This window comes from Eubacterium sp. AM05-23 (assembly GCF_003477535.1).
In the GTDB taxonomy this organism is placed as follows: Bacteria; Bacillota; Clostridia; order Eubacteriales; family Eubacteriaceae; genus Eubacterium; species Eubacterium maltosivorans.
Window position 1 is genome coordinate 12509 of record NZ_QUDF01000012.1, and the last position, 18379, is coordinate 30887.

General features: G+C 38.3%; 12 protein-coding genes. 11 read left to right on the forward strand and 1 reads right to left on the reverse strand.

The features are described from left to right. Positions 1–42 precede the first annotated feature (42 nt). Both DW091_RS15350 and DW091_RS15355 read left to right on the forward strand, forming a co-directional pair. Positions 43–1410 carry a 2-isopropylmalate synthase gene (locus DW091_RS15350; RefSeq protein ID WP_118518601.1) on the forward strand — a complete coding sequence of 456 codons (1368 nt, stop codon included), beginning with the start codon at positions 43–45 and terminating at the stop codon, positions 1408–1410. A 51-nt stretch (positions 1411–1461) separates the two neighbouring features. Further along, entirely contained in the window at positions 1462–3384 is a 1923-nt protein-coding gene (locus DW091_RS15355; RefSeq protein WP_118518602.1) for an aconitate hydratase, read from the forward strand. Positions 3385–3441: 57 nt separating this feature from the next. On the opposite strand, the gene DW091_RS15360 is transcribed toward DW091_RS15355, so the two are convergent. Continuing rightward, positions 3442–4707, reverse strand: coding sequence for an LCP family protein (locus tag DW091_RS15360; RefSeq protein ID WP_158577914.1), 1266 nt, complete (start codon positions 4705–4707; stop codon positions 3442–3444). A 205-nt stretch (positions 4708–4912) separates the two neighbouring features. Here DW091_RS15360 and rfbD point away from each other — a divergent pair, with 205 nt between their 5' ends. From rfbD to DW091_RS15405, 9 genes are all read left to right on the forward strand, one after another. Then, the gene (rfbD, locus tag DW091_RS15365; RefSeq protein ID WP_096920826.1) at positions 4913–5776 is read left to right on the forward strand and encodes a dTDP-4-dehydrorhamnose reductase; all 864 of its coding nucleotides are present in this window, start codon (positions 4913–4915) and stop codon (positions 5774–5776) included. Positions 5777–5800: 24 nt separating this feature from the next. Beyond that, a complete protein-coding gene (rfbA, locus tag DW091_RS15370; RefSeq protein WP_058693530.1) occupies positions 5801–6682 on the forward strand; it encodes a glucose-1-phosphate thymidylyltransferase RfbA in 882 nt (293 codons plus the stop codon). Further along, on the forward strand, positions 6682–7242 hold the full coding sequence (gene rfbC, locus DW091_RS15375; RefSeq protein ID WP_058693531.1) for a dTDP-4-dehydrorhamnose 3,5-epimerase: 561 nt from the start codon (positions 6682–6684) through the stop codon (positions 7240–7242). Before rfbA ends, rfbC begins: the two co-directional genes overlap by 1 nt. A 14-nt stretch (positions 7243–7256) precedes the next feature. Further along, positions 7257–8363, forward strand: coding sequence for a dTDP-glucose 4,6-dehydratase (gene rfbB / locus DW091_RS15380; protein ID WP_118518604.1), 1107 nt, complete (start codon positions 7257–7259; stop codon positions 8361–8363). Positions 8364–8451: 88 nt separating this feature from the next. Further along, positions 8452–9258, forward strand: coding sequence for an ABC transporter permease (locus DW091_RS15385; protein ID WP_118518605.1), 807 nt, complete (start codon positions 8452–8454; stop codon positions 9256–9258). A 32-nt stretch (positions 9259–9290) separates the two neighbouring features. Beyond that, positions 9291–10496 carry an ABC transporter ATP-binding protein gene (locus DW091_RS15390; RefSeq protein WP_118518606.1) on the forward strand — a complete coding sequence of 402 codons (1206 nt, stop codon included), beginning with the start codon at positions 9291–9293 and terminating at the stop codon, positions 10494–10496. Beyond that, complete coding sequence (locus DW091_RS15395; protein ID WP_158577915.1) at positions 10478–13777, forward strand: glycosyltransferase; 3300 nt, start codon at positions 10478–10480, stop codon at positions 13775–13777. The genes DW091_RS15390 and DW091_RS15395 overlap by 19 nt, the downstream gene beginning before the upstream one ends. A 4-nt stretch (positions 13778–13781) precedes the next feature. Beyond that, a complete protein-coding gene (locus DW091_RS15400) occupies positions 13782–15914 on the forward strand; it encodes a glycosyltransferase family 2 protein (protein ID WP_118518651.1) in 2133 nt (710 codons plus the stop codon). A 146-nt stretch (positions 15915–16060) separates the two neighbouring features. After that, a complete protein-coding gene (locus DW091_RS15405) occupies positions 16061–18271 on the forward strand; it encodes a GBS Bsp-like repeat-containing protein (protein ID WP_118518608.1) in 2211 nt (736 codons plus the stop codon). Positions 18272–18379: the final 108 nt, after the last annotated feature.

The following is an 18379-nucleotide window of genomic DNA, read 5'->3' on the forward strand; positions in this document are numbered from 1 at the left end:
TTGATATACTAAGAACAAATTTTGAAGGGATGTGACAGTACAATGCTTAAAAATATAGAAGGCAGGCAAAACATTCCGGTAATGGACGTGTTAGAGCCTCAATTATATCGAGATGTGTTTCCTTATGAAGAGATCCCTAAAATACGATTTAACAATGCTTTTGTTCCTTATAATCTGCCGGAAACCATCTGGATTACAGATACCACCTTCCGTGACGGACAGCAGTCTATGGCCTCTTTTAGTGTGGATCAGATTGTCGGGCTGTTTAAATTGATCCACAAATTGGATAACGGTGAAGGTGTGATTCGACAGTCTGAATTTTTTCTTTACAGTGAAAAAGACAGAAAGGCCGTTCGAAAATGCCAGGAGCTGGGCTATGAATTTCCTGAGATCACCTCATGGATTCGCGCAGACGAAAGAGATTTTAAGCTGGTTAAGGAAATGAATATTGCTGAAACAGGCATGTTGATGTCCTGTTCGGATTACCATATATTTAAAAAGCTGAAAATGACGCGGAGCGAAGCGATGCAGCATTACTTAACCTTGGCAATGAAAGCGATGGAAGCGGGCATAAAACCAAGATGCCATCTGGAAGACATTACACGGGCTGATTTTTATGGTTTTGTGGTTCCTTTTGTGAAAAACTTAAAGCGTTTAAGCCAGGAAACAGGAATATCCGTTAAGATAAGAGCCTGCGACACTTTGGGGGTAGGTGTGCCGTATAATGGCACAGAGCTGCCCAGAAGTGTCCCGAAAATGATTTCAGAGCTGAGGAACCACTGCGGACTTAAGCCGGAAGAAATGGAATGGCATGGCCATAACGACTATCATAATGTAGTAACCGCCTCGACTGCCTCATGGCTGTACGGCGGGGCGTCGGTCAATGCCGCACTGCTGGGAATTGGAGAACGGACAGGAAATTGTCCCCTTGAAGCCATGCTTTTTGAGTATGCCCAATTGAAGGGGAGTCTCGGAAAGGTTAATCTGCCTGTTTTAAATGAGATTGTTCGTTTCTTTAAAGAAGAATTAAGTTATACCGTCGATCCAAAACGACCCTTTGTCGGTTCGGAGTTTAACATGACAAAGGCTGGCATTCACGCCGACGGTCTTTTGAAAGATGAATCGATTTACAATTCCTTTGATACTAATAAGCTCTTAAACCGTCCGGTGGTGGTCAAGGTCAACCAAAGCTCTGGAGCCGCCGGAATAGCGGCATGGATTAATACCTGCTATCATCTGGATACATTGGAAAAAGTAGACAAACACGATCCACGGATAGCCACCGTAAAGCGCTGGATTGATAACACATATGAAGCGGGCAGAACGGAGGCTGTCAGCAATGCGGAGATGGAACAGCAGGTAAAAAAAGCTTTTACTACAGGTATTCATCAGTTTAGTCTGGTAAAATAATACATAAATGATGTATAATAATACACGAATTAATTTTGAAGGAGATAAAGAATGGGATTAACTTTAACTGAGAAGATTATTAAAGATCACCTGGTGGTCGGCGAAATGGTCAAAGGGACAGAAATCGGTATTCGTATTGACCAGACCTTAACACAGGATTCCACTGGAACCATGGCTTATATGCAGCTGGAAGCCATGGAAGTGCCAAGAGTTAAAACAAAACGCTCATTAGCTTATATTGACCATAATATGCTTCAGGAAGGTCCTGAAAATATGGATGACCATATCTATATTCAAACCGTTGCTAAAAAGCACGGTGTCTATTTTTCAAAACCGGGCAACGGGATTTGCCACCAGGTAGAAATTGAACGCTTTGGTGTTCCAGGACAGACACTGTTGGGCTCTGACAGCCATACGCCAACAGGCGGTGGAATTGGTATGCTGGCCATTGGCGCCGGCGGCCTGGATGTGGCGGTAGCGATGGCAGGCGGTGAATACTATATCACCATGCCGGAAGTGGTAAAGGTTGAGTTGACAGGAAAGCTGCGTAAGGGCGTCTCTTCTAAAGATATCATTCTTGAAGTGCTCAGGCAATGTACTGTAAAGGGCGGTATCAACAAAGTTTTTGAATATACTGGAGACGGCGTGAAAACACTGACCGTACCGGAGCGTGCGACGGTAACAAACATGGGCGCAGAACTTGGCGCAACAACTTCTGTTTTCCCTTCCGATGATATGACAAAGGCTTTCCTTGAAGCTCAGGGAAGAGGTGGAGACTTCATTGCGCTGTCTGCAGATTCCGATGCTGTTTACGACCAGGTCGTAAAGGTAGACTTAAGTACTTTGGAGCCATTGACGGCATGCCCGCACAGCCCTGATAAGGTCGTAAAGGTTTCTGAAATTGAAGGTCTCAAGGTTAATCAGGTAGCCATCGGGAGCTGCACGAATTCCTCATGGCTTGATTTAATGAAAGTAGCGGCTATTTTAAAAGGACAGACCGTTGCGGAAAATGTGCAGCTGGTCATTGCGCCAGGCTCCAAACAGGTTTTGACCATGCTTGCTGAAAACGGGGCGCTGGCCGATCTTTTGAACGCTGGTGCCAGAATTCTCGAATGTGGCTGCGGACCATGCATTGGTATGGGGCAGGCGCCGTGTACCGACGGCGTTTCGCTCAGAACCTTTAACCGTAATTTTAAGGGAAGATCCGGAACGGTCAGCGCAGATGTGTATCTTTTGAGTCCGGAAACCGCTGCGATTTCAGCTGTTAAGGGTGTGTTGACAAATCCGCTCGGCAAAGTTGAACTGCCGGATATCGAAATGCCAAAGGATTTTCTGATCAATGATAACGCAGTGGTTGCGCCAGCGCCCGAGGGAGAAGCGGTAGAAGTTGTTAAAGGACCAAATATCAAGCCTTTCCCATTGGCAAAACCACTTGCGGATACAGTGGAAGGGAAAGCTCTGATCGTCGTGGAGGATAATATCACAACAGACCACATTATGCCCTCCAATGCGAAGCTGTTACCATACCGCTCGAATATCCCATACCTGGCGGATTATTGTCTGGCACCCTGTGATCCGGAATTTCCGCAGCGCGCAAAGGATAATGATGGAGGCTTCATTATTGGCGGACAAAATTATGGGCAGGGCTCAAGCCGTGAGCATGCCGCTTTAGCGCCCGTTTATCTTGGAATTAAAGGGGTTATCGCGAAATCCTTTGCCCGTATTCACAAAAATAATCTGATTAATAACGGTATATTACCAATGGTGTTTGAGAATGAAGCAGATTACGATAAGATTTCTCAGGGAGATAATCTGATGATTGATAACGCAAGAGAACAGGTGAATGCTGGAAAAATTGTTTTGAAGAATAAAACGAAAAATGAAGAATATCCGGTTTTAATCGAAGTGTCTGAACGCCAGAAGGAAATGCTGCAGGCTGGCGGCCTGATCAATTTGATGCGGAGCAAAAATTAAATAATTGTACTAAAAAATCCCTTTGGTCTTTGACCAAAGGGATTTTTGTCATTTTGTTTATTCAGCACTGCCTGCGCTTTCATCAGAGGTGCCAGAAGTGGATGAATCGTCAGATGGCGTATAGTCTTCTGACGGAGGCGCATAATCAGAATTATCCGAGCTGTTATCAGAATTATCGTATGAGCTGCTGTCGGAACCATCATAGCTGTTGTCGACTGATGGGGTTGGCTCGGTTGGTTCATTTTCGTTTGAGGAGTTAGTTGTATAGTCCTGATAAGGAGCATTTGGGTCAATGGTAATGCCTGTTGACCCGCCGGTTCTGTCTGCGATGTTGTTGCTGATCTTCATAAGCTGATCGGTAGGAGTATAGGTATCTATATCATATAAAAATTTATGAAGCACAACAGCATTGTCTGCCAGCGTGTTCGGTACCAGATACCAGACTTCATCAATCATATCGCCAAAGGAAAGCTCGTCAGTAGGAACCCGGAAATCCAAAAATGTTTTGTTTTCCAGCGCCATAAAAGCTTTGGCGTAAGTTGTCATTTCCTGTAAAGATAAGGATGTGGTTACATATGGGTACACCTTACTTAGCAGGTTGAGACCAGTAAAGATATCGACATTAAACGCCTTCTGGACAATTTGTTCAACGACCTCGCGCTGGCGCTGAGTGCGCATATAGTCACTGTCACTATAGCGGTTTCGGCAGAATGCAAGGGCTTGAACACCGGTAACCGTCTGTACGCCCGTATGCTCCAAAAATGGGTCGCTTTTTTTAACCTTGTCATTCACATCCATGATGTACTGATTAGTCCAATAAAGAATAGACTCATCGGCAATGTTTACGTCAACACCACCCAGAGCGTCTACAGTATCGACGAGACAGTCAAAATTAACAGTCACATAGTCGGAGATGTTTAAGTCGAAATTTTCGTTTAAAGTTTTAACCGCGAGGGCAGCACCACCATAATCATAGGCAGCATTGATTTTTTCATAGCTTACATCATTTTTTTTGCTTTCAGGTATTTTAACCATTAAATCACGCATGACGGAGGTTACTTTAATATTACCGGTTTTAAAATTAAGTGTGGCAATCATGATGGTATCAGAACGGTCCCCATCAACATCGTCACGGCCGTCGAGGCCAAAAACAGCGATATTTACAACGTCCTCGTCCAATAAATCGTTGATGTTAAGGTCGCTTTCGTCCAGCTGTTCACCAGCAATCCCGTGTAAAATGCTAAAACCGTACACGGCGCCACTGCCAACCACAATGATCAGACAGGCCAAAACGATGCACAGTACTTTCTTTTTTAATGTCATATAAAATCCTCTCAAAATTTTAATAATACATATTGTGTGTAAATCAGAACATAAAGGCAATTTAAGCTTATTAATTATAACATAATTTTGATACAAATTGGATACATTTTTAAGAAAATTAAGAAAAAAAATAGACAAACACAGGCTTGTGCAGTATAATAATATAGATTTAGTCCGCATAAAAGAATAAAAAAAGGTGAAATATATGAAAGTACTTGTAACAGGAAGCAACGGTCAGCTGGGCCGGGAATTAAGCATTCAGCTTAAAGAGAAGAATATTAATTTTGTCGGTTATGATATCCCAGAATTTGATATTACAGACAAAGCTGCAATCAGCAAGATCATTACCAAGGAAGAACCAGATGTGATCATTAACTGTGGCGCCATGACAAATGTGGATGGCTGTGAAACAAACAGAGATGCTGCATTTAAAATAAACGCAGAGGGACCCAAAAACCTGGCGGAAATTGCGGCAGAAAAAGATATCGTTTTGGTACAGGTTTCAACAGATTATGTTTTTGACGGTGAAGGAATTGCCCAAAATGGACAGCTTCGCCCCTATGTAGAAACAGACCCCATCAACCCTAAAACAGTATACGGTGACAGTAAAGCCGCGGGTGAAAAATATGTGGCAGAGGCAATGGATAAATATTTTATTGTCCGTACGGCCTGGCTCTATGGTGATGGCAACAACTTTGTGAAAACCATGCTGAGACTAGCAGAAAATCATCCTCAGCTTACCGTGGTCAGCGATCAGGTAGGGTCACCTACCAGCACAGTTGATCTTGCCCGGGCAATTATTGAGTTAATCCAGACCGACGCATATGGGATTTATCACGGGACCTGTGAAGGCCAGTGCAGCTGGTACGATTTCGCGGTTGCTATTTTTGAGAAAAGCGGCGTAAAGATTGATGTTAAGCCAGTCAGCTCAGAGGAATACGCAAGCCCAACCCCCAGGCCGCATTATTCTGTGCTAAGAAATAAGGGTCTGGAGGATTTGAAAATCAATGTTTTCAGACCGTGGGAAGAAGCTTTGTCTGAATACTTGAAATGGTTAAAAGAAAATTGATCGAATAGAGTTAAGGAGAGATATATGAAAGGAATTATTTTAGCTGGAGGGTCTGGAACACGTTTATACCCCATCACGCGAGCAGTATCTAAGCAACTGCTGCCAATTTATGATAAGCCGATGATTTATTATCCGCTGTCAACGTTGATGCTGGCAGGGATTAAGGATATTTTGATTATTTCCACCCCCCATGATTTACCAATGTTTGAACGCTTATTTGGAACAGGCGAGGAGCTGGGATTAAACTTCTCATATAAAGTTCAGGAAGCGCCAAACGGCCTGGCAGAAGCCTTTATTATCGGCGAAGATTTTATTGGAGACGATAAGGTTGCGCTGGTTTTGGGCGATAATATTTTTTACGGACAGGGCTTTACAAAGTCCCTTGCAGCCGCGGCGGAACTTGAAAAAGGCGCTGTGATCTTTGGCTATCCGGTAACAGACCCAGAGCGCTATGGCGTCGTTGAGTTTGCAGAGGATGGCAGCGTCATATCCATTGAGGAAAAGCCAGCAGAACCAAAATCCAATTTTGCAGTGCCAGGCCTTTATTTCTATGATAATGACGTGGTGGAGATTGCTAAAAATATTAAACCCTCACCGAGAGGAGAGCTTGAAATTACGACCGTTAATGAGACCTATCTAAAACGCGGCGACTTAAAGGTTGAGCTTTTTAGCCGGGGAATGGCATGGCTGGATACCGGAACACATGACAGCCTGATTGAGGCATCTAATTTTGTGGAAACCATTCAAAAACGCCAGGGCCTTTTTGTTTCCTGTGTGGAAGAGATTGCCTACACCAAAGGGTTTATCAATCGGGAACAGCTCCTGAAGCTGGCAGATCCCCTTAAAAAAACAGCCTATGGACAATACTTAATCAACCGGGCAAACGAGAAAAGAGGAGTGAACTAATGGCAGCCATAACAGTGACAAAAACTCAGATTGAAGGACTGGTAATTGTTCAGCCCTCCGTTTTTGGAGATGAACGCGGTTATTTCATGGAAACTTACAATAAGGAAGAATTTGAAAAGCAGGGCCTCGACATGACCTTTATTCAGGATAATGAATCGAAATCTAAAAAAGGTGTGCTGAGAGGGCTCCACTTTCAAAGAAAATATTCCCAGGGAAAACTGGTGCGCTGTACCCAGGGCGCTGTATGGGATGTCGGGGTTGACCTGAGAAAGGGATCGCCAACCTACGGTGAGTGGGCCGGTGTTGAGCTGAGCGCAGAAAATAAAACCATGTTCTACATTCCTGAAGGCTTTGCTCATGGCTTTGTCGTCTTATCAGACGAAGCGACTTTCAATTATAAATGCACAAATTTATACGCGCCGGAATACGACGGGGGTATTCGATGGAACGACCCGGATATCGGTGTTGAATGGCCCGTTGAAGGTCTGGAGCTGTTGTTATCCGAAAAAGATCAGAAACAGCCGTTTTTAAAAGATATCAAAGATACGTTAGAATTTTAAGAGGAGTTTAAAGATTGAAAACAGTATTAGTGACCGGCGGCGCCGGATTTATTGGCTCGAACTTTGTAAAATATATGCTGGAACAGCATAAGGATTATAAGATTGTCAACCTGGATTTGTTAACCTACGCGGGAAATCTGGAAAATCTGACTGATATTGAGGATAATCCGAATTATGAATTTGTAAAGGGAGATATTGCGGATCGTTCCTTTATAAATGATCTGTTTGAAAAATATCATTTTGATTTAGTGGTTAACTTTGCCGCAGAATCGCATGTGGACCGAAGTATTGAAAATCCGGAAATCTTTGTGCAGACCAACGTAATGGGAACCCAGGTTCTGCTGGATGCCGCGAAGAATCTCTGGCAGACAGGAAAAGATGAAAATGGCTATCCAACTTATCGAGAAGGCGTAAAATACCTTCAGGTTTCTACCGATGAAGTTTACGGTGCCCTTGGAAAAACAGGTATGTTTACTGAGACAACACCGATTCAGCCAAACAGCCCTTATTCCTCTTCAAAAGCTGGCGCAGATCTCCTGGTACGGGCCTATGGAAATACTTTTAAATTTCCAATGAACATTACCCGTTGCTCTAACAACTATGGTCCATATCAGTTTCCGGAAAAGTTGATTCCACTCATGATTTCAAATGTGGTTGAGCTTAAAAATCTGCCAATTTACGGCGATGGCATGCAGATCAGAGACTGGTTGCATGTAAAAGACCACTGCAGCGGTATTGATACTGTACTGCATAAAGGCCGTCTGGGTGAAGTATATAATATCGGCGGCAACAATGAAAAGGCCAATATTGAAATTGTCGACCTGATCATTGCCAATGTCAAAGAAAAATTAAGCAATAACCAGTATAATGGTATTGATACGGATGCTTCGACGATTTCAGATGATCTGAAAATTCATGTGGAGGACCGCTTAGGCCACGACCGCCGCTATGCCATTGATAACACAAAGATCACAACCGAACTCGGCTGGTCGCCATCCTATACCTTTGAACAGGGCATTGTTGAGACCATTGACTGGTATCTAAACAATCAGGATTGGCTAAAACAGGTGAAATCTGGCGGATATCAGGAATACTATGAGAAGATGTATTCTAAGAAATAAAAATAAAAAATGAGAATAAGACTGCCGCTGACTGTTGCTAATAGCATATACAGCGGCAGATTTGTTTTATAAGAGGAGCAGTTGATTTATGTTTAAAGATTTTTTTGCTTTTTTTCGGGATATTTACCGGAATAAGAGGCTGTTAATGCAGTTTTCAGTAAATGATTTTAAGGCTCGTTATGCCGGGTCAATGTTAGGTGTATTTTGGGCTTTTATTAATCCATTGGTTACAATTTTGACTTATTGGTTTGTATTTGAAAAGGGATTAAAGGCTGGGATGACGGATGGCTCGATTCCTTTTATCCTTTATTTGACAACGGGGATTATTGCCTGGTTTTTTTTCTCGGACACCCTGATGTCAGCAACTAACTGTTTTAGAGAATATAGCTATTTGGTTAAAAAAGTTGTTTTTAATATAAAAATTTTACCCACAGCGAAAATGTTGTCTAATTTATATACACATGTCTTTTTTATTGTGATTGCCTTTATATTAACTTCGCTATACCATTTTTACCCTACGCCTTACAGCGTTCAGATTGTTTATTATTTATTCTGTTTGATTATGTTTTTAACAGGACTAACATGGATAACAGCATCCATTCAACCGTTTTTTTCGGATATTTCTCAACTAATCGGTGTTGTCATGCAAATTTTAATGTGGGGAACGCCTATTTTATGGAGTATCAATCAGTTTCCAGCGCAGTACCATTTTTTATTTAAACTTAATCCTCTGTTTTATATAGTACAGGGATATAGAGATTCTTTTTTTGGAACAGGATGGATATGGGAACATGCTGGGATGACTGCTTATTTTTGGGCCTTTACTTTGGTAATGATGATAATAGGTTCGGTTATATATAATCGCTTGAAACCTCATTTTTCAGATGTTTTATAATTAATTATGATAGTATCAAATTGGAGGCTACAATGGAAAATAAAGTAATTGATATAAAAAATTTAACAAAAAAATATGCGCTTTATGCAAAACCAAAGGATAGACTAAAGGAGGCTTTGAATCCTTTCAGAAAAAGCTACCATGAAGATTTTTACGCTTTAAATAATTTAAATATAGAGGTTGCAAAAGGAGAGACTGTTGGGTTTGTTGGAGAAAATGGATCCGGAAAGTCAACTCTTTTGAAAATTATAACTGGTGTTTTAACACAGACGAGTGGAGAAATTAAAATAGATGGAAAAATTTCTGCTTTACTGGAACTGGGTTCTGGATTTAATCCAGAATATAGTGGATATGAAAATATTTATTTGAATGGGATGGTCCTCGGTTTTTCTCGTGAACAAATTGATGATATGGTGGATGATATTATTACTTTTGCGGATATAGGGGATCATATCAATCAGCCTGTAAAAACATATTCTAGTGGTATGTTTGTTCGTTTAGCCTTTGCTGTGGCGATTAATGTTGATCCAGATATCTTAATTGTTGATGAAGCATTGGCGGTTGGCGATTTAGAATTTCAGCTAAAATGTATGGAGAAATTTACCGAGTTCCGAAACTCTAATAAAACCATTTTGTTTGTTTCACATGACATTAACTCAATAAGGAGATTTTGCGACCGTGTATATTGGTTGAAAAATGGTGAAATTGTTGATGAGGGTGATACCATGGAAGTAACAGAGCAGTATGATAATTTCTTAAAGAAAAAATCTTTAACTTCTATTGATCGCGAAAGAACCATGGTGGAAGAGCATGCTGCGGCAGATATTGTTGAAGTTCAAAATGCAGAAATTTTGAACGAGAATTTAGAACCCTTGGAAATGGTAGAACAGGATAGTACAGTAATTGTAAAAGTAAAATATAATGTAAAAAATATCAACATTAAAAGTCCAGTTTTAGGGATCGCAATAAGGACAATAGATAATCGATATGTTTGTGGTTTAAATACTTTGCTTGATAAAAAGAATATTCCGTGGGAAAAAGGAAAGAATGTATTTTATTTAAAATATAATAAAATGGGACTTTTAAGTGGTGAATATTATTTTGATATTGCTTTGTTCGAAGAAAATGCAACGGTTCCTTTAGTGTATAAAACAAAATATATCAATATGTTTATCACAGGGAAATATGTAGGCGAAGGAATTGTTGTGTTAGATCATGAGTGGAAAGAAAAGGTTTAGAAATGAAATATGATTTTGATTTAGCCCTTGATCAAAATACCAGTACTGGAAAGATTATTGCGCACATAAAGGATGGCTCCAGAGTATTAGAATTTGGACCAGGAAACGGAAGAGTAACAAGATATTTAACGAAAGTAAAACGGTGCAGTGTATCTATTGTCGAATTTGATAAAGAGCTTTATAATGAAGTAATGAAGTTCGCAGATGATGGTTTTTTAGGAAATATTGAGGATTTTGAATGGTGTGAATATTTTAGTGATCAGGTATTTGACGTGATTATTTTTGCTGATGTTTTAGAGCATTTACAGGATCCGCTAAAAGTATTAGAATATTCGAAAAAGTGTCTAAAAAGCGATGGCGTTTTTCTTGTTTCCTTCCCTAATATAGGGCATAATTCTGTTTTGATTGACTTGTTTAATAACAATTTTAGCTATAATGAATATGGTCTTTTAGATAAAACTCATAATACATTTTATACACAGGATGGATTCGAGAAGCTTTTTGAGAAAACAGGTCTATATATTAATGAAGAAGACTACACTTACGCTCAAGTTGGTCAAACTGAATTTGATAATTCATATGCAGATTTGCCAATTGAAATGCAGTATGATTTTAAAATCAGACCATTTGGAGAGGTGTATCAGTATTTCTTCGTGTTATCTTTGAAAGCGAATGTATCATTTAAAAGAAAGATTCCAGAAAATTCCAATGCAGTTGTACAGCTTAATTTAGTATATGATTATGGGAATGATATTAAAGTAGAACCATGGCTTTTAAATATATTAACTGGAGAGAATCAAAGGATTATATTAGATATCCCAGATACGTTAAATGCTTTGAAAATTTTACCTATGCAGGCAAAAGGTGCTTTAAAGTTTAAAGCTTGTTCGGAAGATGATATGATTAAAAGTATAAAAACAAATGCAATTTGGAATTCAAAGGATAGTTATGTTTTTTTAAATGGCAATCCCTTTTTAAGAATAGAAGGAGAGAGTATTAGGGGAAGAAGGCTTGAGTTGTATTTTGAGTTCTATCATATTGGAGAATATAGTGAAATTCAAAAAAAAATTTTGATTGATTATTATATGAAAAAAAATGAAAATATAAATCTATGCAAAAAATTAGATATCAAATCAGGTCGAAATGGTGATAAAGTAGAAACGATGAAGAATCGATATATACAGATTATTGATTCGAATTTATGGAAAACATTGGATGGAATTCGAAATATATCTAATTTATATAGAAGAAAAAAGCAATTAATTTTAAAGAAAAATAGTTTCTTTAAATATAATATAGATGCTGTTGATTTTGATCATGAAAGAAACTCAGTTTTTATTAGAGGCTGGGGCTTTTCAAATTCTGATAATAAAAAATTAGATTATGTGGTTCCAGCAGAAGAAGGAGCTTATTTTAAAGTTACCAGGCAAGATCGTTTTGACGTTTGTGATGTGTTTAGCATTGACAGAAACTGTAAGCTCGGTTTTATGATAGAAATAGAAGGCGCTATTTTAAAACGTTATTATCATCTAATTTTAAAAACTAATACAGGCATAAAAATATTAATTAGAATTGATCGATTGAATTTAGAAGAAAAATATTTTATGCAAAAAGTAAAAAAAGACATAAAAACAGTTCAACAATTTGGTATTGCAGAAGCATATAAAAAATTTATTTTTCATAAGTCACACCGTAGTAGTGATGACTATGACTATTGGATTTATAAAAATGAGAAGGTTGACTTGGAAAAAATTAGGCAGGATATTAATAGTTTTGAAATAACTCCTAAAATTTCCGTTGTTGTTCCAGTTTACAATGTTGAAGAAAAATGGTTGCAAAAATGCATCGATTCTTTGCGAAAGCAAGTTTATAAAAATTGGGAGTTGTGTATTGCGGATGACTGTTCAACGAAAACTTATGTGCGTCCTCTTTTAGAAAAAATGTCCCAAAAAGATAAAAGAATAAAACTTGTTTTCAGAAATGAAAATGGTCATATTTCTCAGGCAACAAATTCGGCTATAGAGATATCAACGGGAGAATTTATCGGATTTATGGACAATGATGATGAGTTATCGCCAATGGCTTTATATGAAATAGTTAAAACAATTAATGAGCAGAGTGATATAGATTTTATTTACACCGATGAGGATAAAATAAACGTAAAAGGGAAGCGTTTTGATCCTTTCTTTAAACCAAATTGGAATTCAGTATTGCTGTGTGGTCACAATTACATTACGCATTTTGTAGTTGTAAAGAGAACGTTATTGGATAAAGTGGGTGCTTTAAGAAGTACTATGGATGGAAGCCAGGATTATGATTTTGTTTTAAGAGCAACGGAGCAAGCAAAACATATATGGCATATTCCTAAAATTTTATATCATTGGAGAACCATTGAAACATCAGTTGCATTTGACCCTAAGAGTAAAGAGTATGCCTACACAGCCGGAAAAAAAGCTTTGGAAGAGTCGTTAGCACGAAAAAATCTTCATGGTAATGTAAAAATGACCCGAAATTACGGAGCTTATAAAATAAATTATAATTATGAAATAAAACCCATGCTTTCAATTATTTTATGGGGCGCTAATAAAGATATTGAAAAAATAGTTAATGCAATTCTAAACAATGCAGATTATAGTAATTTTGAAATACTAGTACCTGCTGAACAAAAAGAGCTTTTGAAATATGAAGACGCAAGAATTCGATTTCTTCAATCATACAATTTTAATAAACGCGCAGAGGAAGCAAAAGGGCAGTATTTGCTGTTTTTAAAAAATAGTATTCTTGTAGAAAAAAAACGAAATATTAGTGAACTTCTTAATTATGGCTTGAAGGACGGAGTTGGAATCGTTGGTGGGAAGATCGTTACAAAGGAAAATATTGTCTATAATGCAGGTGTATGGATCGATGATAAAAAACAGCAAATACATTACGTGCATCGTGGATGTTCAGATCGTTCGTTAGGATACTATTTCCGAATTGTCTTACCGCAGAATGTTTTTGCAGTAACAGAAGATTGTCTTTTAATCAGTAAGGAAAACTATTTAAAAGCTGGTGGCATCAATGAAAGTTTAGCAGATGGTTTGAAAGGAATAGACCTTTGCTTAAAAATACGGTCCATGAATTTAGATATTGTTTGGACACCTTATTTTAAAGGTGTAGAAGACTGTGTCGAAAATAAATTATTGACAAAGCAAGAATACTGCGAATTTAATGAAGTATGGCCACCTGAAAAAAGAAGAGATCCTTATATTAATCCATGGATTTTGAATGATGAGGTTTAAAATAATGAAAAAAGATATTCAATTTTTTATTGATAGCGTCATGAAGGACGATGAAGAACACAAATTGATAATTCAAGGATGGTGTTTGAATGTTAAAAACAAAAAAATCCCAACCATTACGATCAAAGGAAATCACAATATTAAAGAATTTGAGGTTTCTTCCCAATTAAGAACAGATGTTAATCAAATTTATAATCTCGACTCAGATTCCAAATGTGGCTTTTTAGTAACGATTGTGGTTGAAAAATGGTCTGGAACTATACGTTTGGTTTTTGCAGTTGGCGAAGAATCTAGAAGGGCTAATTTTGATCTAAAAAAAAAATATCGCCTAACAAATGAGTTTGGAAGTCCTTTTAGCCATTCATACATAAAATTGAAAAGAGGCATCAATTATTTAAAAAGAAATGGATTGAAAAACACACTAAAACGTCTTAAGTTAGAAAAAGCGCGTTCGAATGCTTTATATGAACAATGGATTGATGAAAATGAAGAGGATAATATTGAGAAAATAAAAAAGAACATAGAAATATTTAATTATCAACCTTTGATTTCTATCCTAATGCCTGTTTATAACGTTGAAGAAAAGTGGCTGAGAAAGTGTATCGATTCCGTTAGAAATCAGTACTACGCGAACTGGGAGCTGTGCATTGCAGATGATCATTCTTCAAAAAGTTATGTGAAGCCGTTACTAGAAAAGATTGAAAAAGAGGACAGCCGTATAAAAGTTCTTTATAGAGAAGAAAACGGACACATCTGCGAAGCTACAAATTCAGCTTTGTCAATGGCTGAAGGCGAATTTATTGGATTACTGGATAATGATGACGAATTATCTCTAAATGCACTTTATGAGGTAGTAAAAAAATTAAACACAGAATCACAGCTTGATTTGATTTATAGTGATGAAGATAAAATTGATAAAAATGGCCGCCGTACGGATCCGACATTTAAGCCCGATTGGTCACCGGACTTGTTAATGGGAACGAATTATATCTGTCATTTTGGGGTGTACAGAAAAAAAATAATTGATATGATTGGCGGATTTAGAAAAGGATATGAAGGGGCGCAGGATTACGATCTTGTGCTGCGGTTTACAGAGAAGACGAATCAAATTGGACATATTTCGAAAATTTTATATCATTGGCGAATGCTGGAGACATCAACGGCAGTTAATCAGGACTCTAAAGGATATGCTTTTGAAGCAGGAAAACTTGCTTTGCAGGATGCGCTTAACAGACGTGGAATTAGAGGGACAGTAACACACGCTGCGGGTTTAGGATTGTATAATGTTAAGTACGATATCATTAAAACAGAAAAAGTATCCATTATTATTCCAACGCGAGATGGATATGAAGATTTGAAAAAGTGTGTGGATTCAATTCTTTTAAAAACAGTCTATCCAAACTACGAGATTATTATTGCGGATAATGGTAGTCAGGAAATCCAAACAAAACACCTTTTTGAAGTATACGAGGAACAATATGCAGATAAAGTTTCAGTAATTCCGATAGATATACCTTTTAATTATTCAAAAATTAATAATATAGCCGCCCGGCAGGCAAAAGGTAGGTATCTTTTGTTTTTAAATAATGATACCGAAGTTATTGCGCCTGATTGGATAAATACAATGGTTTCTTTTGCGCAGTTTGATCGAATTGGAGCTGTGGGCGCAAAATTATACTATGAGGATAATACAATCCAGCATGCAGGTGTTATACTTGGGCTTGGCGGTGCGGCAGGCCATGGGCATCATACTTTCCCAAAAGGTGATTTTGGATATTTTGGCAGATTAGAAATTAACTGTAATTATTCTGCTGTCACTGCAGCTTGTATGATGGTTAAAAAAGATGATTTTGAAAAAGTAAATGGTTTTAATGAAGAGCTAATAGTTGCCTTTAATGATGTGGATCTTTGTCTGAAATTACTAGAGTTGGGAAAACAAAATGTTTGGCTACATCAGGCTGAGCTATATCATTATGAATCAAAAACCAGAGGTTATGAAAATACCGTTGAAAAGCAGGAACGATTTGCCAAAGAAACAGAGTATATGTATCAGCATTGGGGTCGGTACATTGACAATGATCCTTACTATAATCCTAATCTAACGCGGAAAGCGGGCGATTTTTCATTTAGAATTTAAAGTTTATCGTAAAAAGCATTCTCAATAGAGGATGCTTTTGTTTTAAGTTTGATTGACGGAGAAAGGGGAATATAATATAATTCAATTATGGGGAATTAGGCCATAAACAAGCCGATTTCCTAAATTTTAAGAAAGGAGGAAACTATTTGCAAAGAGAAAAAGCAAAAAAGAACCAGGTTGTGGTTACCATATCGATATTGATATTGTTTTTGTTTAGCCTCATAATCTCTGGTTTTCCAGTATATGCGCGTTCACCAGTGGTAGTTATACAACCTGGACACAGTGTAGGTTATGATCCAGGTGCGACGAATTCCAGTACTGGCATAACAGAAGCAGCTGTCAATGCAGCTGTTGCGGGTAAGGTTGCTACTAAACTTAAGCAGCTAGGATACACTGTTTACCTTACACATCCTGTTACCGGATGCTCAGTACAATCATTGTTGACGAACGCGGAAGCTAATTCTTTATCAAATGTTGCGAATGCTATTAATAAAATAAAGCCAGATTTGGCAATTAGTGTTCACCATAATTCAGGTGGATCATCAGCCAGCGGTTATGAGTTTTATTGGAGTAGTTATCGTGATTTTGATCAAGAAGGTGTTTATGAGGTTTCTGGTCTTTGGGCTGGAGATATGGCCTTTAGAGATAGCTCTCCTTGCTGGGCAGCACAGGAATCAAAAGTTTTTGCTTCTGTTTTGGAAAAAAATTTCAATGGAATTGGAATTGACCACCGAAAGACGGTGGAAAGAGACGACTATGTTCAAGCACACGTAACGTGCCCTTCGGTTTTAATTGAAGGCGGTTTTATTTCCAATCCATCTGAATCCCTGTTGTTGGCATCAGATGCTTTTCAGGAAAAAATGAGCGGAAGGATTGTTAACAGTGTCAGCGAATATTTTGGTGGTGCTACCAAGGATGAAAAAGCTCCTACTGCAGATAGCATTACAACACCTGAATCGCCAACGACTAATGCTGTGTTTACAGTTACAGCAAATGGCGTAAAAGACGATCTTTCAGGTGTTAGTGATGTAAGAGTTGCGATTTGGTCTTTTGAGAATGGTCAAGACGATTTACGATGGTACCCCGCCCAAAATGATGGACAAGGTAATTGGACTGCAAAAATCGATATTAAGGATCATAATAATGAAGTAGGTTACTATGCCGCTCATTTTTATGCGACCGATAATATTGGGAATGAAGGGTTCTTAGGATATACAGACATATTTTTAACTTCTGACGAAAGTATACCAAATGGACTCTCTTGTAAGCTTTTAAGTTCAAATCAATTTAAAGTTTACCTAAAAGGGTATGAAAATTATTCGAAAATTCTATTTCCAGTTTGGAGTGAAAGCAACGGACAAGATGATTTAATATGGTACGATGGAACACGTCAAACAGATGGTAGTTACGCTGTAATTGTTAATAACAAGGACCATGGATATGACACTGGAAATTACACCATTCATGTATATGGAAGAGACAACAATGGAAAAGAAACCATGCTGGGAATAACGAGTGTGAACGTACCAGGAATGACAGCTGGGAATGTGACTGCGAGTGAGGTAGCCAATGGAGAATTTACTGTTACAGTGAAGGATATCAATGCCCCGTCAGGAATCAATAAAATATTGGTACCGGTTTGGAGTGAGAACAATGGACAGGATGATCTGGTCTGGTATGAAGCCCAAAGACAGTATGATGGAAGTTACAAAGTGTCGATCAAGCTAAAGGACCATGGATATGATACTGGAAATTACACCATTCATGTATATGGAAAAGACAACAATGGAAAAGAAACCATGCTGGGAATAACGAGTGTGAACGTAGCCAAGAGTGATGTTCCAGAGGATCCTGAAATTGTTTTTTCGACAGTGACTTCAATTATGGGAATTCAGACAAAATCGGCTCAGGAATTAGCTGATTACTTCAGCAGTAAGGCCTCATTCCCATCATCTTTTTACGGCATGTCTACCGTAGATTTTGCGAATATTTACATTGAAGAATGCAAAATAGAAGGCGTACGGCCTGAAGTAGCATTTGCACAAATGTGCCTTGAAACGGGATACTTGCAATATGGCGGTGATGTTAAGCGTGAACAGTTTAACTTTGCTGGTATTGGAGCGATTGGAAACGGTGCTCCGGGAAATAGTTTTGCGGATGTCCGAACAGGCATCAGAGCCCAGGTGCAGCATTTAAAGGCTTATGCATCAACAGAAGGTTTGGTCAATGAATGTGTGGATCCGCGTTATCAATATGTTAACAAAGGATGTGCACCAACAGTTGGCGATTTAGCCGGAAAATGGGCAGCAGATGTGAATTATGGCAATAAACTAGTGACAGTTATGAATGCATTTTAATCTTTAAAGATCAGTATATAGTGTGAAAATAACACATATACTGGTCTTTTGTTTTGGTGAATTTTAAAGTTTTAGTTTTCAAAGAATACTTCTTTTAAATATATAATG